Here is a 20549-nt window from a genome sequence, read left to right as displayed (position 1 = left end):
AGTAAAGATGATATCGTCTTATTTTAAAAACCACCTAGGATTAGGTGGTTCAAAAATTTATCTAGCTTCTAAAATAGCAACATCCCTACCTGAAAGATCACTTTCAATATAGCCTGAAGCAAGATATTTTTCAATTACTTGTTTTTCTTCTGATTGACCTTCTAAAATTGAGCGATTAAAAACAACATAATCAATAGTAAGGTCTACTTCTCGATTATTATGATAGAAAAGATCATAAAGTTCTGAATTTTTTGATAAAGGTGTCGTATATGAGGATACCGTCACAACTCTACTATTTTTTGGTATTTTAGCTAAGGTCTTTTGAATCGATTGATAAAATTCAGTGTCGTTTTGATAGGATTGATAATCATACTTTCTAGGGCCTATCATTGTTACAAAAAACGAAAGGCTTGCTAATATTGATAAGGTGATGAAAAAGCTAGATAATTGTTCAAATGAGAATTTTTTGGTTCGAAACAGATACACTTTTCTTCTTTGCCAATGTTCAATGGTTATGATAGACATAAAAAGAATAAGCGTGCTCGATCCAAAGTGATATTGTTTAAATAAGTCGACTTGATAAGGCCAGTCACTGACAAGATTGATGACCAAAAGGGGTAACAATAAAATATACGGGCGCCATGAAACTTGTAGCAAGGGTAAAAAGGCCTGGCTTGCAAAAATAATCAAGAGATACTTTAACTTTTCATAAGTAAAAATACTTGCTAATGTGAATGCGGGGTTTTTTATGGCATTAAAGACCGCATGGATTAAACCCTCTTGGTCTGTCAGCATAAAATTGGCAAAGCGACTAGTCATTGCCCCAGTGCCAAAGTGTCTTAACCAAGTAATAGCAAAGAAAAAATAAGCTATTGGTATAATAATCTGAAGCCCCAGTATTACTTTTTTTACCTTAGACGTTTGGGGCCAAAGATTTTGTAATAAAAAGAAAGCCCCGATACTTATTACATAAACAATCGCATCTTCTTTGACTGCTAATAATAATAGGGTTGCTACCGCCATCTTCCAGCTCGATTGACTGAGGTCGGCATAAATTAACCATAAAACTAATGGTGCTAAAAAACAATTTTCATGATAGTCATAGAATTGACCGCTAGTCAATGATGGCATCCATAAATAGAGCAAAAGAAAGACAATTCGATACTTCACACTCCACTTTAACTGATTAAGTATTAAATATAAAGGTATGACTCCTGACATTACAATGAGAACTTGAAGCGCTTGAATAGTCAAAGGACTCGGTAATAGCCAATAAACAGGCAGAATTAAATAATGAATAGGAGAGAGATGCACTGCAAAATGTGACAACTTTTCTCCTCTTTCTAAAGTTGTAATAGGCCCCATCCCATTCGCCATACTCTCAAACATCTGCGAAAAAATGCCCATATCATAAGTCGGTGAAGCATAGACTAAAACTCTAGCAATTACCCATAAGCCAACTGTTGATGCATACAATATAATGGACAGAAAGAATATTGCCCATAAACTCCCAGACCTCATTCTTAAATTTAATCGTTCCAGAAGACTTCCACGAGTTAAGAAGTAAGCTAAAATAGCACTTAAAATAAATAAGATTAATAATTTTTTATCCATTGATGAACTATTTGTTACAAATGTTTCTTCATTCAAAAAAACAGCCAGATAAATGAAGCGTATCGCTAAGATAAAAGCTCCTCCCAATACAATGAATTGTTTCTTAAGTCTATTGAAAAAGAGATAGCAATAGTAGGTCATTAAAAGAAAAAACACACCCAAGACGATTACTAAGGATGAGTTTTGCCATGTAAAGAATAGACAAAATATTACTAAGACAATAGTAAAAAATTCTCCTCTTAAATCTTCTCTTGAAAAATGAAAATCGCCCGCTAATAAAAGTGAAAAAACTAAAACAAGCATACTTAAAAAAGAAAATATGGACACTTGATTATCCAGAATGACCAAAACATTGAGTTCAGGACACATCATAATGTTTAAAATCGCCGTTATTAGATAAGCTGATAGAAAGTGAAAGCCAAGTGACCAAGAAATAATTAAAGATTTTTTCTGACTCATCTTGAAATTTACTCCTCTACTTTAATGTCATTCGTTGGGTCTTTTGTAATTTTGAACCTTTCAACCTGCTGGTCAGTAGGAGACTTTTTGGCTGAGCGACCAATTTGTCGTTTATTTAACGACTCACCATTTAGATGAAACATTAAGAACTTGCCGTACTTTTGCTCTAGAAGAGCCCAAGCAATTAAACTTAAGGCAGACAAACTAGTAATGCCTGCTCCCAATAAAAGGCCTCTCGGCTGAAAGATCATTTCAAGTTGATGTTCGCCAGCTTCTACTTGAAAGGCCAAAAGAGAATCCCATATTTTTTCGTCTTCTACAAGTTCTCCATCGACCTTCACTTGCCATCCTTGGTCGTACGGAATAGAAGTAAACACCCAAGGGCTATCTTTAATTGTAATCGAACCTCTCACATAGTTGGAGCCCCACTCTTCTATTTGTATGGCCTCTGACTGCCGGTCTTCGATTATTTGGTTAACCTTATTTTGATCCATTTGGTAAATCTTCAGATCTGTCAAATTGAATTGTCGGTCAGCCTTAATAATGATCTCCAACTCTTGTTCTTGACCTTTGGCTTGATGGGCAATATTAAAGACTTGATTGGCTCCGAATTTAGAGCGATAATCGTAATTCTGTCCATTTAATAAAATGTCGACTTCTCCCTTATAGGTTGATAAACTGCGCGGAATATCGACAAAGTAGGAATCATCAGTAGTTGGCGTAAAAATCAACTTCATTGAACCATCCAGTGTATTATCTTCACGAGAAAAGATTTGACCTCCTGATTGTGTCGCTCCATGAATTAAGTTGGTTAAAGTCACCTCGGTCTCAACCAGTTTGAAAATTTCTGTATCATCTGATAGGAGAGCTTGAGCAATCGCATTTTGGTTAGCGATCGGTCGGTTTTCAATTAAATTCAATTGAGCTAACTGATTACTTACTCCAAAAGCAATCGGCAATGTTTTAGGAGTTTGGAAAATGGTAAATCGATCGGTTTCATCTACCTTATTCGCCTCATTAGTAATATCTAGGCGTGTCACATCCGTTGGAAAAATATAAGTCTGATCAATAACAGCTTGATCATCACTTGAAAAGGGTTCATTATTTACAAAATACTTCACTCCGAATAGAGCATCAGTTAAAGGAGTACCATAATAATAAATAGATGCATCAATCGCTGAATTCCCTAGTTCTTCGAACAAATCTCGTGTAGAGCCTTCTAAACTAGAGGTGAAGGTTGTCATTCCAGGATAACTAAAAGTCATCGGATCATTTTTAGACCGATAGAATGTTTTAGAGATACGGTAAAAATCGCTTTTGTCTGGACGAATTTTATCAATAGATTCGTCAATGACATCCAGTGCATTTTCAAATTTAAAAGCATTGTTATGATTTAGTCTTCCCTGGGAAAGATAGGCATTGGCACTTAACTCTCCAAAACTTAATAATAAAACTAGCAGCCATTTAAAGTGAGGCTGTTTTACTAAATAAAGAACCAACCACATTAGCCCAAAAATAAAGGCGGAAGCTTGTCTTTGTTCAGGAGTCAGGAAAGAATATTCCTTGACCATCACTACAGACTGAATTAAGAGGGCAATAGCTATTCCAATGAAAACTTCCTGGCTTTCAATCACTTTATCCTTGAGTCCTTGATAAGCTAATAAGATAAGGAAAAAGACTAGAATCCAAGAAAAACGATAGAAAAAGCCTGCTGGATTTTGTCCCATATGCCAAATCTTGCTAGTGAATTCATGGGTCATAGAAAAGAAGAAGATAGTTAAAACAGTAGCGCTCGCCCATTTATGGCTGGTTTTAATTGTTTTCGATAGGAAATAACTGATTACCCCCACCATAGCTAAGGACCCAACATATATGTTGGGTAAGTTCGGTCCCGCAGACCATGACTCATTATCAAAAGCCCCTATCATTAACTTAGCAAAGATATCTAATGGATTTATTTGTAATTCCCAATCAAAAGATAGAGTCGATTCCAAAGCAGCTTTTGAAAAGAGTAAGTTATAAATGTTAGGCACTAATAATAGAGCTGACAGTCCAATTCCTATTAGAGAAAACATACCTAAGCGAACAACATTTTGTCCTAAAAATTTAAAATAATGGTCTTTATGTACTTGGTAATATTGAACAAACAAATAATAAAAACTATAGAATAAAATAAACAAGCAAATCATATAGCCCATATAATATTGAATGATCATAGTCGAAGCCAAAAGAAAAATGTAGGTGTAAGGCTTTTTACCATCCAGTACATTTTCTAGCGCTACAAGCAGCAGAGGCATTAGCCATAATGCATCCATAAAAATAGGTGTCATTTGATAAGACACAGCGAAACCATTCAAGGAATAGGTGGTAGCCAAAATCAAAGTCAAATAAGGTCTTTTTTGGCCACCATGGCGTTTAATAAGATAATAAGCCATGGATAAGCCCATAGCCCCATACCGCAACCATACCGATAAGAATATAGCATAGGTTATCCATTTCATGGGTAAAATTAAATAAAATATATTGAAAGGACTCATTAAGTAATAAGCCCAAGCCCCAATCATATTTCCTCCAATTGATTTGGTAAAAGAATAAAACAAAGCGCCAAAATCACCTGAATAAAAAGAATTTCGCATAAATATATATAAATCAATAAATTGCTGATTAAAGTCGATAGCTAAGAAAGACTTTTCTCCAAAAGGAAAGAAATCATTAATAAACCACCCTACTAGCATTAAGGCCAAAGGAGCCAAGCCGCTCATTCCATAAATCCATGTTTTTTTCTTCATTCCTGGTCCCCCTTCTTAATATTGCTTTCTTCAATAATATAATGAGGCCTTCCCTTTACCTCATAGAATATTTTACCAATATATTCACCCAAAACCCCAATGGAGACTAATTGAACGCCTCCAAAAAATACAATTGTAAAAATAGTGGTGAAGTAACCTGATACTGCTTGACTCGGATCACTAAAGTAGTTAAAAAGTAACCATATAATATAGAGTCCGGCAATTGCAATACAAGTTAAACCTAAGCCAAAAATCATTCTTAAGGGATGATTAGAAAAGGATAGGATTCCATCTAAAGCGTAGTTTAAAGACTTTTTGAATGACCATTTTGTTTGTCCTGCTTGTCGTAATTCATTTTCATATTCAATGACCGTTTCCTTAAAACCTATCCAAGAAAATAATCCTTTAGAAAAACGATTATACTCTCTTAATGAGGTAATAGCATTAATGGCTGGCCGTGATAACAGACGAAAATCCGAAACACCATCCGTCAATTCGACATCCATCATGGTGTTGGCAACTTTATAAAAGATTTTTGCAAAAAAACTGGTTGTTTTTCGTTCGCCATCTCGACTTCGCTTGGCATTCACCACATCATAGCCTTCTTGATATTTAGCAATCATTTCTTTAATTAAATATGGCGGATTTTGTAAATCTCCATCCATAATAATAACTGCTTCGCCACTGGCATGATCAAAGCCCGCTAACATTCCAGCCTCCTTACCAAAATTGCGACTAAATGAAAGGTATTTAACTCGCTCATCTTGTTCAGCAATTTTTCGCATCAATTCTAAGGTGTGATCGGAGGAGCCATCATTCACATAAAGTAATTCAAATTCGAACTCAACCATTGTTTTCAATTCTTCACTTAAAACTTGGTGAGTCTTTTCGATCATTTCTTCTTCATTATAAAAGGGAATCAAAATTGTTATTTTCAATGTAGGTCTGCCTCCCCTTCAAAATAAATTTTACGTGTCACGAAATTAAAAATCATCACAACAATACCGATCAGCACCTTAGAAATCATTACATCCCACTTGAGCCAATCTACAAAGATTACCAAGCCGATTAGGGTGATTAGCAATCCGATAACACTTAAAATGAAAAAAGCCAGGAATTCTTTATGTCGTTCTCCTGCTTCAAACTTACTTTTAAAAACAAATTTCATAGACAGGTAATAGTTATAAAAGGTAGCTACTACAAAAGCAATGGTTGCGGCAATATGGTGATTAACACCAAATTGATAATTAAGCAAATAGAGGATCCCCATATCTAGTAGGGTCGCTGTCCCTCCAACAAAAACAAAACGAGTGATTTGCTTCATTAATTTTATCATAATTTCCGTCCTTTTCTTTTATGTACACCAATTATTATATACTAAGAGGGGGGGACTTTCATCCTAGCTTAGAAGCTTCAAGCTATTTTAAAGATTTTGTCTTAATAAGGACACAAAAAAGACGATTGAATTTCTGATATGCCCCCTGTCAAGTAGACAGATAAAATATCATTCAAACAATCGTCTATTGTTGTCACATCTTAAAAGATACAGTTTTTAAAGATTTTAAGCTAAAAATGCTAAAAGATTTGAAATTAGTATTCCAATAAATGTTCCCGTACTTACACCTATTAAGGCCATTAATACAGCAATAGGCACTAAAGATTGAGAATAAGCCGCTGCTAAAACTGGTGCAGATGCTACTCCACCTATATTAGCTAATGAAGCCACCCCACATGTGAATAAATCCAACTTAAAAAGCTTAGCTATAATTAACATTAATATGCCGTGAACTAACAAAATAACAAAACCAGTTAAAATATAAGCTGGGGCTTGGGTTAATTCGGCAAAATTTGAAGTAGCTGCAATTAAACCAATTAATAAATATAACAAAACATTCGATAGCTGTGGAGCACCCGGAATCTTACCTAAAGGTGTCATAGCGCACGCTAAACCAATAAAAGTAACGATAATGATTGTCCAGCCTGTTTCAAAGTTACCAGGTAAGTAGCCAGCTATCGTTTGTGCTAGGGCAGTAAAACTAAAAGCTAAACCTAATAACAGTAGAATATGATGATGCTCAATGGCTGTGCTAATTTTATCAAATTTAATAGTTAAATTTTCATTCACTTTATCTATGACAGAGGTGTCAGCCTTGGTCCATTTATTAAACTTTTTAGCAAAAGGTACCATAGCTAACAAGAACATTATCCACATTGAATAATCAATCGAATCAATCAAAAGAGTGTATCCCATACTTTCACTATTAAGATTTAATGATTCCATAACAGCAGACATATTTTGGACGCCACCTACCCAACTACCTGCTAAGGCACCAAGCGTGAGCGGAGCATCCGGCGATAGAATGCCTTTGAATAGGGTGAAAGCGATTACAAAACCTATTGTAATCGTGATTGTTGCTGAGAAAAATGATAGGATCATTTTCCAGCCTAACTTGGCAATATCTCTTAAATCAGCTCTTAGAAGCATTAGAAAGATCATAGCTGGAAGAATAGCATCCTTAATCGCTCCCCTTGCACCCAAGACTTCCTCCCCTTGCCAAAAACCAAAGGTTGAAAATAACATCGTTCCAAAATAAACTATTATCAGTGCTGGTACATAAGTAAAGAACTTCGAATCCTTATACTTGCTTTCAAGCCAAACCATTACACCTATGAAAAGTAACATGAAGGCGATAAAGTGAAATCCATTCGTAATCATAAAAAACCTCCTTTTATTTTACCACTGTTTGATAACGCTTTCAAAGTGGCTAGTTTTATTTTATATTAATTTTAAAAGTGCGTCAATGAAAAATTTAAGTTTCTCAATATAACAAAAATTAGTAAACTTTTACATATGATAAATCAAAAACTCACAAGTTAAATTCTTAAGAATTTTCAAGTTCTAAGACATTTTGTTGTGAGTTTATTTCTATTTATTTAAGCTCTAACCAAGAATCTCCATAATGATAGTCTACTTTTAGTGGAACACTCAAATCAGCAGCCTCCTCCATCACTTGTGGAACTATTTTTTCTAAGATCGACATTTCTTCTTCTGGTCCTTCAAGGATCAATTCGTCATGTATCTGTAAAATCATGCGTGATTGAAGGTCTTCCTCTTTCAAGCGCTGATCTAAATTAACCATGGCAACTTTAATAATATCAGCCGCACTTCCTTGAATTGGCGAGTTCATAGCAGTTCGTTCTGCAAAGGAACGAACATTAAAATTGGTAGCGTGAATATCCGGTAAATAACGCCGGCGATTGAAGAGTGTTTTTACATAGCCTCTTTCTTTAGCTTCTTCCACAATCGTTTCCATAAATGTTTTGATGCCCGGAAACATTTCAAAGTAACGATCAATAAAAGCCTTGGCTTTTTTACGGGTAATGTTTAAATTTTGTGATAAACCATAATCAGAAATTCCATATACTATTCCAAAGTTAACTGCCTTGGCTTGGCGACGGTGGTCTGCATCTACTGCCTGATCATCTTCTAGGTTAAAGACTCTTCTAGCCGTAGCAGAGTGGATATCTTCATTATTTCTAAACGCTTCTTGCATGTGTTGATCTTGCGAAATATGAGCTAAAACGCGTAATTCAATTTGTGAATAATCCGCCCCAAATAACTTCCAGCCCTTCTTGCTTGGTACAAAAGCTTGACGCACTAGCCGTCCTTCTTCGATTCGGATTGGTATGTTTTGTAAGTTAGGATCAGTGGATGAAAGACGTCCTGTTTGAGTTAAAGTTTGGACAAAGCGTGTGTGAATCTTACCATCTTCTTTAATATAGGGTGGAAGCCCTGCTAAATAGGTCGACTGTAATTTTGCAATCTGTCGATAGGCTAAAATAGCTGGGACAATGGGATGCTTGTCTTTCAACTTTTCCAAAACATCAGCTGCTGTAGAATACCCGGTTTTTGTTTTCTTGATAATAGGCAAGCCTAAATCTTCAAAAAGAACAATACCCAATTGTTTAGGAGAATTCACATTGAAAGTTGAGCCAGCCATGTTATGAATTTCTTCTTCCATTTTTTGCATACGAATTAGAACTTGCTCATTTTTTTCATCTAAAGTTGAACGATCAACCTTTATGCCACCGATTTCAATCTTGGCTAAGGTTTGAGCCAAAGGTAACTCTATTTCATGATAGAGGTCTGTCATCTCTAGTTCTTCTAAACGATTTTCTAATGGTTGTTGAACTGCTTTTAGAGTTTGTAATTTATTGGCTAAATGTTGGTAAAACTGATCCTTATTTTCAGGTAAAGCTCTTTTTGCTCCCTTACCATAGATCGTTTCATCGTATTGCACTGTCACTGGCAGATTTAAAAGATTAGCCACATCCGCAAGTTCTTGGTTGTTTTTTGTATCAATTAAATAAGTGGCAATCAAAACATCCATCATTATGCCATTAATTTGTGTATCGTAACGGGAAGCTATGACCGCTTCACGTTTATAATCAAAAAAGATTTTTTGCTTGTCTTCGTTAGTTAACCACTCTTTAAAAACTTGACTGCTAAAAGCTAAGTCTTCAGGAAGGATGTACAATTGATTCTGTTTAAAGTCTAACCAAGCGACCGCTTTAATAGGGGCAAAGTGATAATTGTCCTGTAAGATTTCACTGTAATACACTGCTTGATCAGGTAAGATAGTGGGTTCAATCCGGTCTGCTGAATCGATTACTTGGATGGAAATTTCAGGTAAATCTTCTGCTGCTTGATTAATCGTACTCGACTCCCCTTGCTCAACTTGCAAGTCTTTCAAGAAGGATTGAAAGTCCATTTGACGATAGAACTCAGCTAAAGCTTGATAATCTGGTTGGGGCAAAAGAGTCTCCTCAATTGTCAATTCTATCGGTGCATCATGAAGAATACGAGCTAAATCTTTACTCATCCTTGCATTAGCTTCATCATTAATAATGTTTTCTTTCATTTTAGAAGCTTTTAACTCATCTAAGCGATCATACATGGCTTCTACTGAACCAAACTGATGAAGTAATTTAAGTGCTGTCTTCTCACCCACTCTAGTAATACCTGGGTAATTATCAGATGAATCCCCCATAAGACCTTTCATGTCAATAATTTGTAAAGGCTCAATCCCCCATTTTTCTTGGATTGATTGAGGGGTGTATGCTTCTAGGTCAGAAACACCTTTACGCGTAATATACACAGTTGTTTTATCACTGGCTAATTGAGTTAAATCTTTATCTCCAGATAGGACAATAACTTGATCTGCTTGGTTTGCTTGATAAGCAAGAGTTCCTATAATATCATCCGCTTCATAATTACTTAAAGAATAATGTTTAATCCCATAGGCTTCTAACAGCACACGAAAATATGGCATCTGCTCTTTGAATTCAGTAGGTGTCTTTTGGCGTCCACTTTTATAGTCTTGATATTTTTCTGTCCGAAAAGTGCCACCACTCTTATCAAATGCCACTAAAACATGGGTTGGCTTAAATTGACTCAAGACATTATCTAACATTCTCTTAAAAGTGAAAAGAGCATTAGTATGAAGACCTGATCGATTTTTAAAACGTTCAATATCAAGGATTGAAAAGAAAGAACGAAAGGCTAAACTCGATCCATCAATTAAAAGTATGGTACGTTTTGACATTATGTCACTCCTTTATTTATGCAAAAAGCCAACGAATTCGCTGGCTTTAAGAATCAAATTACATTATAAATTTTTTACATGAAGACTCGCATAGGCTGTTTCAAATTGACGAGCTAAATGGTCGATATCTCCCGCTCCCATGAATAAAAGGACTTCATCTTTGTAATCCATAAGCGGTGAAAGATGATCTTTCGAAATAATTTCAACTTTTTCATTAATCATTCTAGCTAAATCTTCAATTTTGACATCACCTGATTGTTCTCTAGCTGAAGTAAAAATATCAACTAAATGAACATGATCTGCAATTGATAAAGCTTCAGCAAATTCATTAAGCAAAGCTACGGTACGACTGAAAGTATGGGGTTGAAAGATTGCTACTACCCGTCGATTAGGATATTTTTGTTGAGCCGCATCAATTGTTGCTTTTATCTCACTTGGATGGTGGGCATAGTCATCAATAATAATTAAATCTTCAACTTGTCTTACTGAAAAACGACGCTTTACCCCCTGAAAGCTTGCCATTTGTTCAGCAATGTCTTTAGCCTTAAATCCTTCTAAATAGAGTAAGGTAATAACCGCTAAGGCATTTAAAATATTATGCTCGCCATAAGCAGGAAGGTGAAAGTGTCCAAATTTTTCTCCTTTAATATATACGTCAAAATCAGAGCCTTTTGGCGTACGTTGAATATTATCAGTATAAAACTCTTGGTTATCATTGAGGCCATAGCGATAGACAGGAACATTTGATTGCAATTTAGATAAAAATGGGTCATCCCCCCAAGCGATAATTCCTTTTTTTGCTTGGTGGCTAAAGTCATTAAAGGCCGAAAAGACATCTTCAATGGATTGATAATAGTCTGGATGGTCGAAATCAATATTGGTGATAATCGCATAATCAGGTTGATAGGCCATGAAATGACGGCGATATTCACAAGCCTCTAAGGCAAAGTAGGTAGATTCTTCATCGCCAAAACCCGTACCATCACCAATGAGATAAGAAAGAGGAGCTAGTTTTTTTAAAGTATGGGCCAGCAAACCAGTCGTAGAAGTCTTACCGTGTGAACCTGTGACAGCAATTGAAGTGTATTGTTTTAATAAGTCACCAATAAAGGTATGGTAGCGATAAATAGGTAGACCTAATTCTCTCGCTTTCACTAACTCAGGGTGTTCATCATTAAATGCATTGCCTGCTATAATCGTTTGCCTCGCTTGGATATTATCGGCTGAAAATTCTAGAATTTTGATGGATTGATTTTCTAATTCTTGTTGTGTAAAGAAATAAGTAGCTACATCACTACCTTGTACATGGTATCCTTCACCATGTAAAACCAAAGCAAGGGCAGACATACCAGAGCCTTTTATTCCCACAAAGTGATAAACAGTATTTTTATCTAACATTATTCATTATCCTCCTTAGTAAACAAGAGAAAGGATTGCTTGTCTTTCACTAAACGTTTGAGTATCTGACGGTCAACTTTTTTCATAGTCCAACACTCTTGCTGCCCTTCTTGCATCCGTTGAACAGCTTTCAAGGAATGATCAATATTGGCTAAACGTTCTTCTATTACTTGATTGCCTTGTTTAGTTTTTTCTCTTTCGCTTGTAGACAATGAGTTATTATAATCCTTTTGCAATTTGTTTTCCATATTATTCCTACGATAATCTTTATTATGCAAGAAAGGAATATCATAAGCATAAGAAAACTTTGTCTCATTTGGCTCATTTTCAAACTGTTCATCTAAAGTTTTCTTGCTTTGCATGGCTTGACTAGCTTTTTCAAGTCGGTAATGCTTTGCTTCCCGTCCATAAGCTGTTTGATAAGAGGATGATAGTGGTTTGTCTGAAAAGCTTTCTAATATTCCTGAACCGGATTCAAACCACCGATCAGAAGGTCTATCTGACATTCTATTAGATTCTATCTTCTTTTGAACCTTTTTAAAAGCGGGCTCTTCTAAAGCGTGTTCAGAACTACGATGACTCCCCATACCAAGATGAAATTTTCTTTTCTTGTTTCCAGCTAAGTGATGACCTTTTTTGAAAGCTGGACCTTTATATTCAGAAGTCATAGCGATCTCCTTTGTGATTTTTCTCTAAATTAATAGCTTTGAATTACTTCTGCTAAACTTGTTCCTACTTCAAAATGATTCGGCAATACCCAGATGCCTGGATCATTTTGAATATCTTCTAAACCAAGCTCTCGGGTAGAACAAATCATACCTCTAGAAGGAACGCCTCGTAATTCACCAGGCCATATAATTGCGCCCGAAGGCATCACTGCACCTGATTTGGCCACTAAAACTTTTTGACCCTGCGCAATATTAGCTGCTCCACAAACAATTTGTAAGACTTCATCTTCGCTCACTCGTGTTTGAGTAATATTTAAATGGTCAGAATCTTCGTGAGCTTGACATTCTTCAACGAATCCAACCACAAATTTTTCTTCTCGATCGATTTCGACCTCTAAATCAAAGCCTGCCTCTTTAATGAGGTTTTTAACCAGCATTTCTTGTTCTTTATTTAATTTAACAAGACCTTGACCCTCCACTTTAAAATGCTTAGATAAACGATGAATATTAATACCCATCACTTGATCATTTGTCCGATCTCTAATTATGGTAACATCCCCTTTGCGTTCGTAGCTAAGATGATCTTCATCCGTTATTCCATTAGTTAAAAGAAGCACATCGCCAATTCCTTCTTTATTATAAAATGCTAAACTTTTCATTTAATTGCTCCTTTTATGATTTAATAATCGTTTCATAAGTCGTGCGATCAAAATTACGTACTAAATGCAAGAGCATTGCTTTGGCTGCTTCATAATCTGAGATAGTAAATAAAGTTTGATGGCCGTGAATATAACGTGCTGGAACTCCAATCACTGCACTAGGAACACCCTTATTCATAGTATGAGCAGCTCCAGCATCAGTACCACCTTTAGAGAAGAAACATTGGTAGGGAATATTATGGGTGTTTGCAGTATCTTCAATATACTCGCGCAAGCCCTTGTGAGTAATCATACCAGGATCTTGGATTCTCAGTAAGAACCCTCCACCTAATTGCCCTTCACTTTGAGTCGCTTTTTCAATATCATTTGCTGGTGAACAGTCCACCGCTACAAAAAGATCCGGTTGGAATTCATGAACGCCCCCTCTAATACCTCTTAAACCAACTTCTTCTTGAACACTTGCTCCAATAATTAATTCATTATTGAGTTCTTCATTTTGAATTTCACGAAGCGTTTCTAATACAACTGTACATCCATAACGGTTATCCCATGCTTTAGACAGAATTGATTTACCGTTTGCTGTCTTAATAGTTTCCACTTGGGGTACAATTGGATCGCCTAATCTCACTCCAAATTCTTCTGCTTCTTCCTTAGAAGTAAATCCTGCATCAAAAAGAATAGAATCAGCCTTAAGCTGTGATTTAGCGCCTTTTTCTCTTAAGAGATGAGGAGGAACTGCTCCAGATACAACCGGATAATCGCCTTTTTTAGTTTGCAACGTAAAGCGTTGGGCTGAAATCACATAAGGGTTCCATCCACCAATTGGGACTACTCTGAAAAGGCCTCGATCGGTAATTTCACGAACCATAAAGCCCACTTCATCCATATGCGCTGCCACCATTAAACGAGGTGCTCCCTCTTTCTTACTATGTTTGATACCAAAGATATTTCCTAAACTAGACTGATGTATTTCATCAACAAGCGGAGACATTTCTTGATGCATGAAGTCTCTAACACGTTTTTCGTGACCTGAGATTCCTTGTAATTCAGTTAACTTTTTTATTAAGGCAAAAGTTTGATCGTTCATAAAATTTGTGGCTAAGCCACACCCTCCTCATCTTTATTTGACTTATTATTCTCCTTTTATTCTGTCACAAAAATACTTTAAAAGCAATTGGCGTACAAGTTTGAAAAGTATTCTTTAAATAAAATTTATGGTATGATCAAGATAAGTTTCAAAAGCGATAAGAAATTAGATTACTTATCACAAATAGGAGGAAAGATATGTCTCAAAACAAAAATTACAGCTTACTAGGAACAATTGTGTTGATATCTGGAATTGTTATTGGTGCTGCAGGTACGCTATTATATAAGGAAAATCGCCCCTTAAACGCTGGTAAGGTATTAGAAAGTATTCGTGAAGCCTTCGCGCTTGAAGGAGAAATCACAGGTTCTTGGATCGATTATGACCCTATTGAATATACTACCTACAATTCCCGTCCATTGGTATACACAGGAGGCATCTCACGTAAGGAAAATGACCAGATCGTTCACTACCACTTTGTTGCAGATATCTATACTGGAGAAATTTTAAATACCTTCGAAGCTTAACTTACATACATTTTCTAAGCACTTTAAGGTGCTTTTTCTTATGTTCAAATTTTACTAATCCATTTATACTTTTAAAATAATCTATATATTATTATTTATAATCAAAAATAAAAGCTGTTGACCTAAAAGATTAGCATGTTAGAATAAAGAGTATCACTTTAATGAAAGGAGCGAGGTTATGTACCATGATAGTGAAGAATGGCAAATAACCCCATTGAGCGGAAACACTGGTCAAGCTTATATGGGCGTCAGTAAAGACGAAAAAGTCTTTTTTAAACGTAACACCTCGCCCTTTATCGCTGCTTTAGCTGCTGAAGGTATTACCCCTAAACTAAAATGGACTCAAAGAACTTATACGGGAGACATATTAACTGCTCAAGAATGGGAGGAGGGTCAATTATTAAATAAACAGGATATGGCTAACCAAGAAGTCATTGGTTTGATCCGCTCTATCCACCAAAACGATTCTCTTTTGAATCTACTCAAACGCGCAAAAGCTCAGGAGTCGTCTCCTCTAGATTTAATAAAGGATTATTATCAAGGTCTACCCCATTCATTAAAGTTTCACAGCTATTTTAATCATATTATCCAGCAGATGGAGCACATGATTGATCGAGATTTTTTAGAGATAGACTACTGCATCTGTCACGGAGATCTTAATCATAATAACTTTTTGTTAACAAATGACCAACATTTATACTTAGTCGATTGGGATAATGTTAAAATTGCTGATCCACTATTTGATATCTGCTATCTACTTTGTCATTATTTTTCACCTACAGAATGGATGCAATGGTTTAATCTCTATGAATTTCCTATTACTGACTCCTTTCAAAAACGGGTAAAATGGTACAGTCTCCTAGCTTGCCTTAATCTGATTAAAGAATATTATGCAGAAGATCGTCATTATCAAGTCAATGAAACTGTTGTTTTGCTAAAAAACATCTATGAAAATTAAAAAGGAGAGACTATGAGATTACGTCATAAACCATGGGCCGCTGATAAATTAAAGGCCTATCCAAAATATGTTACTCAAAATCCCCAAGACTTTAAGGGGGAATGGCAAAAGCGTTTTGCTAAAAATCAACCCATTCATATTGAAGTTGGATCAGGTAAAGGACAATTTATAGTTGAAATGGCTAAAGCCCATCCTAACATCAACTATATTGCCATCGAATTACAAACTTCAGTAGCTGTTTCTATTCTGGATTTACAACTAAATACCCAACTAGAAAATTTACAAATTATTAATGCCCACGGTGGCGATTTGAACCATTTCTTTAGTGATGGAGAAGTCAACCGTGTATATCTTAACTTTTCTGATCCTTGGCCCAAGGCTCGTCATACTAAACGACGTTTAACTTCCCCTAAATTTTTAAGCCAATACCAAACAATTTTAAAACTTGATGGGGATATTCATTTCAAGACAGATAATATGAGTCTCTTTCAGTATTCTTTAGCTTCTATGAGTCAATATGGTTTCGTTTTTCGTCAAGTATGGTTAGATCTTCATCATAGCGATTTTCAAGGAAACATACAAACTGAATACGAGGAAAAATTCTCAGCCAAAGGTCACCCAATCTATCGCTTAGAGGCCTATTTCCCACAAAAAAATAATAGCTTGCTAAACACACAACCCCCTCAATAGGTATTCGTCTATTGAGGGGGGTATTTATTTAAAACTTTTCTGATTATGAACGGTGTTCTTTCAAGATTGACTCAAACTCATCGAGCCTTTCTTCAAAAACATCAAGCGTCGCTAAAATATAATTTGCTTGAGTCATATCTAAGCCAGCGTCTTTCATAGTATCTACAGCATATTTAGAAGACCCTGACTTTAAGAAACCTTTGTAATTCTCTAAAGCTTCTTTATCTCCTTGATAGATTTTAGCTGCAAAGTAAGTTGCTGCCGAGAATCCTGTGGCATATTGAAAAACATAATAATTATAGTAGAAGTGAGGAATACGTGACCACTCTAGCACAATCTCAGAATCTGAATTAACTGCCTCCCCGTAGTATTTAGCATTTAACTCACGATAATTTTCTGAAAGAAACTCCTGTGTTAAAGGTGTGCCTTCAGCATCTGCAGTATGCATAAAGTGTTCAAATTCAGCAAACTGTGTTTGTCGGAAGACGGTACCTTTAGCTCCGTCTAAGAAATGATTTAAGATGAATAGACGAATTTCGGGATCTTTATATTTGTCTAATAAGTAATAAGTTAATAAGTTTTCATTAGTAGTCGACGCAATTTCTGCTAAGAAAATAGAATAACCAGAATAGATATGCTCTTGGTTATTGCGACTTAAGTATGAGTGTGCAGAATGCCCTAGCTCATGAATTAAGGTATAAAGGTGATTAATTGAGTCTTGCCAGTTCATTAAAATATATGGCTTAGAATCATAGGTTCCTGAAGAATAAGCTCCTGATCGTTTACCGATATTTTCATAAAGGTCAATCCAACGGTCAGCAAAAGCTTCCTTCATTATTGCCACATAGTCTTCACCCATTGGTTTTACAGCTTCCAAAATAATCGACTGCGCCTCTTCATAAGTCACTTTAATTGGAGCTTCACCTAATAAAGGTGTATACATATCGTACATTTCTAAATCTTCAACACCTAGTAAGTCTTTACGAAGTGCTACATAACGATGTAAAAGATTTAAACGTGAATGAACAGCCTCTAACAATGTATCATACACTGACTCTGGCACATTGTTTTGGAAAAGAGCAGCTTGTCGAGCAGAGTCAAAGTGACGTACTTTTGCTTGATAATTATGAGCTTTCATTTGACTAGAAATTAAGCTAGCATATGTATTTTTAAATTGGTCGAAAATACTATAATATTTTTGGAAAGTTTCTTTTCTAACGCGACGGTCAGAAGATTCAAGCATCTTTCCATAAACCGAGTGCGTTAACTCTACTTCATGGCCTTCTTCATCCTTGATAGTAGGAAACCTCAAATCGGCATCAGTCAATAAGCCAAATGTTTTGCTTGGTGTGGCAAAAATTTCACCCGCTTTAGCCAACAAAAGCTCTTCTGCATGGCTTAAAGTGTGTGGGCGAAAACGTACTGCATTATCTAGAAACTGACGGTATTTTTTTAATGACTCATTGGTCTTAATAAATTCCTGTAGTTTCTCCTCATCAATCGCTAAAAGCTCAGGATCAAAGAAAGCTGTAGCTCCATCAAATTCAGTAATTAATTGCAATGTACGCGCTTGTAAGCTTTGTGAAGCAGAAACGGTTTGATCTTGATCACTGATTAAGTGACTATAAACATATAAGTTTTCAACGATTCTCTCAGTTTCTTTCATCGTTTCAATCGCTTTAACAAGCTGATCTGCACTTCGACCTAGCGTGCCCTCTAAGTCCTTCAAATCACCAATCATTTGTTGAGCCTTTGTAAAATCCGATTCAAAAGCTTCTTGGTCTTTATACATGGATGACAAATCCCAGGTATATTTTTCTTCTATCTCAGAACGCTTACGTGCTTTATGTGTAGACATAACATTACTCCCTTTTCTTATGATAATCTTAGTTTATCATAATTAGATCCTAAATGGGAACGGTATCATTAATTAATTAGATGATTTAAAAAAAATTTTCTGACTCTCTAACAAATCGTTTTTACTCCATTAATCTTTTTAGAACATAATAAAGAATATATAAAGTTTCTTCTAATATAGTTTTAGATTGGCCCATTAAAGGAAAGTGAAACATACTAAAGTGGTTGTTATCTAAATGTTCATTCATCCTCGAGGAAAAGGAAGAAAAGTTTAACCCCTCTCCTTCAGGGTTGATTTTCAAATTTCTATTCAGCCATAACATTGATTCAAAGGCCCAAATCCAAATCAGCCAGCCAGGCTCTTTCATCGCTTGCACCTGCCAATTATTAAAAACCCATCTGGGTATTTCTTCCAAGTTAATTTGATAGTTGTAGAGCTGGTTTAAGAAAACACGATAAGAAAGATTGGATTTTATTGATTGAATAATAAAAGAATAGTCAATTAGAGAAATACTCCTAGACTCGCTTCTTTTCAAATAAATATTTTTTACATCGCTCTTTGCTTTTAAGCTTCCATTAAGTGCCAATAGCCAATTTTCTTTATAAGAATAGCTTGTAAGCTTAATATCTAAATTATTTAAACTATAAACTAAAGGTATATGGTGATAACATTTTAATTCGTACTGATTTAAATCTAAAGTCCAAACGTGATAACCAAGTTTCTTTGAATATGCGATACAACGTCGAACCCATGTACTTAAGCCCCGTTGTTTAAAATAATAATCATCAATTAACCATTGAACTTGAAAACCGAGTGCTTGATAATTTTTTTGTCTTTTATCCATATCAATTGATGAAATGACTGATTTTTGATACTCAACTATCCAAGCGCAGGAGCTATCTTCGACCATAAGATCAGCAATCTGATTTATTTTTTCAAAAATAACCTCTTGCGCACATTCATAGCCAAAGTTTCGGAAATTATCTCGTAATAAATTTTTGGCCTGCTTATGTTCTTTACTTTCTCCTCTGTGAGTCTCTTTTAAACCAAATTTTAAATAAGTACCCTCATTTTTAATATCTAATGAACAAGCTTTTAAATGTCGGAAGTAAGAACGCCCTTTTTCTTTATTAATTAAAACTACTTTAGTTAAGCAGTACGGACAAACATAAATCTGATCCTTTTTTGCTTCTTTTGCATAGATTAACTCACCAAATTGATTTATTGCCGCGTACATTAATAACCCCCCTTTAATCTGAAATACAGATCTAAAGGGGGTTAGGTGTTTAATTGATTTAAAATTGATTTCCAAAGAAGAAGAGTGCATCTTCTTTTCTTAATAACTCACCGTGTTCTGCTAGAACAGATGCAGTGACCATTGATATTTCTCCAAACTCGAAGAGAGTCAATAACTTAGTTGCAAGTTTATCTTTACTTACTGTTCGTTCTAAATCATAGAGAATCAAGAAATAATGCGAATTCATATAATATAGATCTGAAACTAGCAATTCGCTTGGTATTTCACGAGCTAGTCTTAAAAAATTATCCAATGAACTAAAACGAATGACTCCTTCAATAGGTTGCTCTTGTGATAAGTCTTCATCTTTTGACTCAGACTTAGGATTAAATAAATTCATCATCGACTCAATCGCCGTCTTCTTAGTTTTCTTATTAGTAGAGGAGCTTACTTGTTGATTCGATTCAGCAGTTGAATCGGTCATATTTTCACTAGAGGATTCCTTCAGGGACATTTCTTTGCGTTCTTTAAGACGCTTCGTTAGTTCATCTTCCCAAACCTCATCAAGTTCCTCAACATTGGCACGGCTAATATACAATTCTAAGCCTTCGCTGTTAGGAATCACTTGGAATGTCACAGCTTCTGAATCGTGAAAATGATGGTCAATATCCACTTCTTCTAAAATTGAGTAAAAGAATTTTTCAATCCGTGATTGGTCCCCTATTAGGTCTAAAAAGTCGATACCCCGTTCTTCTAGATCCTCAGATCCAATTAGAACTTTAATTAGGTTATCATTTATATGCTCCATTTCCATAGCAATTCACCTCCACCTTCTTATCCATTATACTACTTACAAACAGACATACCAAGCATTATGTCATGTTCCGTAATTTTAGCAAAAATACATTGTCTATGCAAGCTTATCCAATGCAATTCTATTTATTCTGTGTTAAACGTAAATGATAATGTCTCAAGAGAACACAAATCAAAATGTCCCACTAT

The 20549-nt window shown here is 35.4% G+C and carries 16 protein-coding genes; 3 read left to right on the top strand and 13 right to left on the bottom strand.

Features of this window, described 5'->3' with window-relative positions; translation table 11 throughout:
* Positions 1 to 57: 57 nt before the first annotated feature.
* The 10 genes from ACQV2G_RS07515 to pepA all read right to left on the bottom strand — a co-directional run bounded on the left by ACQV2G_RS07515 (position 58) and on the right by pepA (position 14280).
* On the bottom strand, positions 58 to 2073 hold the full coding sequence (locus ACQV2G_RS07515) for a DUF2079 domain-containing protein (RefSeq protein ID WP_428874851.1): 2016 nt from the start codon (positions 2071 to 2073) through the stop codon (positions 58 to 60).
* 8 nt (positions 2074 to 2081) lie between these two features.
* Positions 2082 to 4862, bottom strand: coding sequence for a YfhO family protein (locus tag ACQV2G_RS07510; protein ID WP_428876500.1), 2781 nt, complete (start codon positions 4860 to 4862; stop codon positions 2082 to 2084).
* A complete protein-coding gene (gene pgfS, locus ACQV2G_RS07505; RefSeq protein ID WP_428876499.1) occupies positions 4859 to 5800 on the bottom strand; it encodes a glycosyltransferase PgfS in 942 nt (313 codons plus the stop codon). Before pgfS ends, ACQV2G_RS07510 begins: the two co-directional genes overlap by 4 nt.
* Positions 5797 to 6198, bottom strand: coding sequence for a GtrA family protein (locus tag ACQV2G_RS07500; protein WP_428873616.1), 402 nt, complete (start codon positions 6196 to 6198; stop codon positions 5797 to 5799). The genes pgfS and ACQV2G_RS07500 overlap by 4 nt, the downstream gene beginning before the upstream one ends.
* Before the next feature lie 225 nt (positions 6199 to 6423).
* Positions 6424 to 7578, bottom strand: a complete 1155-nt coding sequence (locus tag ACQV2G_RS07495; RefSeq protein WP_428874854.1) for a DUF819 domain-containing protein — start codon at positions 7576 to 7578, stop codon at positions 6424 to 6426.
* Between the two features lie 214 nt (positions 7579 to 7792).
* Positions 7793 to 10468 carry a DNA polymerase I gene (gene polA / locus ACQV2G_RS07490; RefSeq protein ID WP_428876498.1) on the bottom strand — a complete coding sequence of 892 codons (2676 nt, stop codon included), beginning with the start codon at positions 10466 to 10468 and terminating at the stop codon, positions 7793 to 7795.
* 63 nt (positions 10469 to 10531) lie between these two features.
* Positions 10532 to 11866, bottom strand: a complete 1335-nt coding sequence (gene murC / locus ACQV2G_RS07485; RefSeq protein WP_428873613.1) for a UDP-N-acetylmuramate--L-alanine ligase — start codon at positions 11864 to 11866, stop codon at positions 10532 to 10534.
* On the bottom strand, positions 11866 to 12534 hold the full coding sequence (locus ACQV2G_RS07480; protein WP_428876497.1) for a hypothetical protein: 669 nt from the start codon (positions 12532 to 12534) through the stop codon (positions 11866 to 11868). The genes murC and ACQV2G_RS07480 overlap by 1 nt, the downstream gene beginning before the upstream one ends.
* A 29-nt stretch (positions 12535 to 12563) precedes the next feature.
* Entirely contained in the window at positions 12564 to 13193 is a 630-nt protein-coding gene (gene ytpR, locus ACQV2G_RS07475) for a YtpR family tRNA-binding protein (protein ID WP_428876496.1), read from the bottom strand.
* A gap of 13 nt (positions 13194 to 13206) precedes the next feature.
* The gene (gene pepA, locus ACQV2G_RS07470) at positions 13207 to 14280 is read right to left on the bottom strand and encodes a glutamyl aminopeptidase (protein WP_428876494.1); all 1074 of its coding nucleotides are present in this window, start codon (positions 14278 to 14280) and stop codon (positions 13207 to 13209) included.
* 197 nt (positions 14281 to 14477) lie between these two features.
* On the opposite strand from pepA, the gene ACQV2G_RS07465 reads away from it, so the two are divergent.
* The 3 genes from ACQV2G_RS07465 (at position 14478) to trmB (ending at position 16452) form a co-directional block, all read left to right on the top strand.
* The gene (locus ACQV2G_RS07465; protein ID WP_428873609.1) at positions 14478 to 14804 is read left to right on the top strand and encodes a hypothetical protein; all 327 of its coding nucleotides are present in this window, start codon (positions 14478 to 14480) and stop codon (positions 14802 to 14804) included.
* A gap of 178 nt (positions 14805 to 14982) precedes the next feature.
* Positions 14983 to 15762 carry a phosphotransferase gene (locus tag ACQV2G_RS07460; protein WP_428876493.1) on the top strand — a complete coding sequence of 260 codons (780 nt, stop codon included), beginning with the start codon at positions 14983 to 14985 and terminating at the stop codon, positions 15760 to 15762.
* Between the two features lie 12 nt (positions 15763 to 15774).
* Complete coding sequence (gene trmB / locus ACQV2G_RS07455; protein ID WP_428874857.1) at positions 15775 to 16452, top strand: tRNA (guanosine(46)-N7)-methyltransferase TrmB; 678 nt, start codon at positions 15775 to 15777, stop codon at positions 16450 to 16452.
* Between the two features lie 43 nt (positions 16453 to 16495).
* Here the strand turns inward: trmB and pepF are convergent, their stop codons facing one another.
* From pepF to ACQV2G_RS07440, 3 genes are all read right to left on the bottom strand, one after another.
* Positions 16496 to 18310: an oligoendopeptidase F gene (pepF, locus tag ACQV2G_RS07450; protein WP_428874859.1), complete on the bottom strand. Its 1815-nt coding sequence runs from the start codon at positions 18308 to 18310 to the stop codon at positions 16496 to 16498.
* Between the two features lie 121 nt (positions 18311 to 18431).
* Complete coding sequence (locus ACQV2G_RS07445) at positions 18432 to 19547, bottom strand: competence protein CoiA (protein WP_428874860.1); 1116 nt, start codon at positions 19545 to 19547, stop codon at positions 18432 to 18434.
* A 58-nt stretch (positions 19548 to 19605) separates the two neighbouring features.
* Entirely contained in the window at positions 19606 to 20361 is a 756-nt protein-coding gene (locus ACQV2G_RS07440) for an adaptor protein MecA (RefSeq protein ID WP_428873604.1), read from the bottom strand.
* Positions 20362 to 20549: the final 188 nt, after the last annotated feature.

It is taken from the genome of Facklamia sp. P12955 (genome assembly GCF_050409565.1).
Lineage (GTDB): Bacteria > Bacillota > Bacilli > Lactobacillales > Aerococcaceae > Facklamia.
Note: the sequence above shows the minus strand (reverse complement) of the source record. Positions and strands in the feature narration are given on the sequence as shown.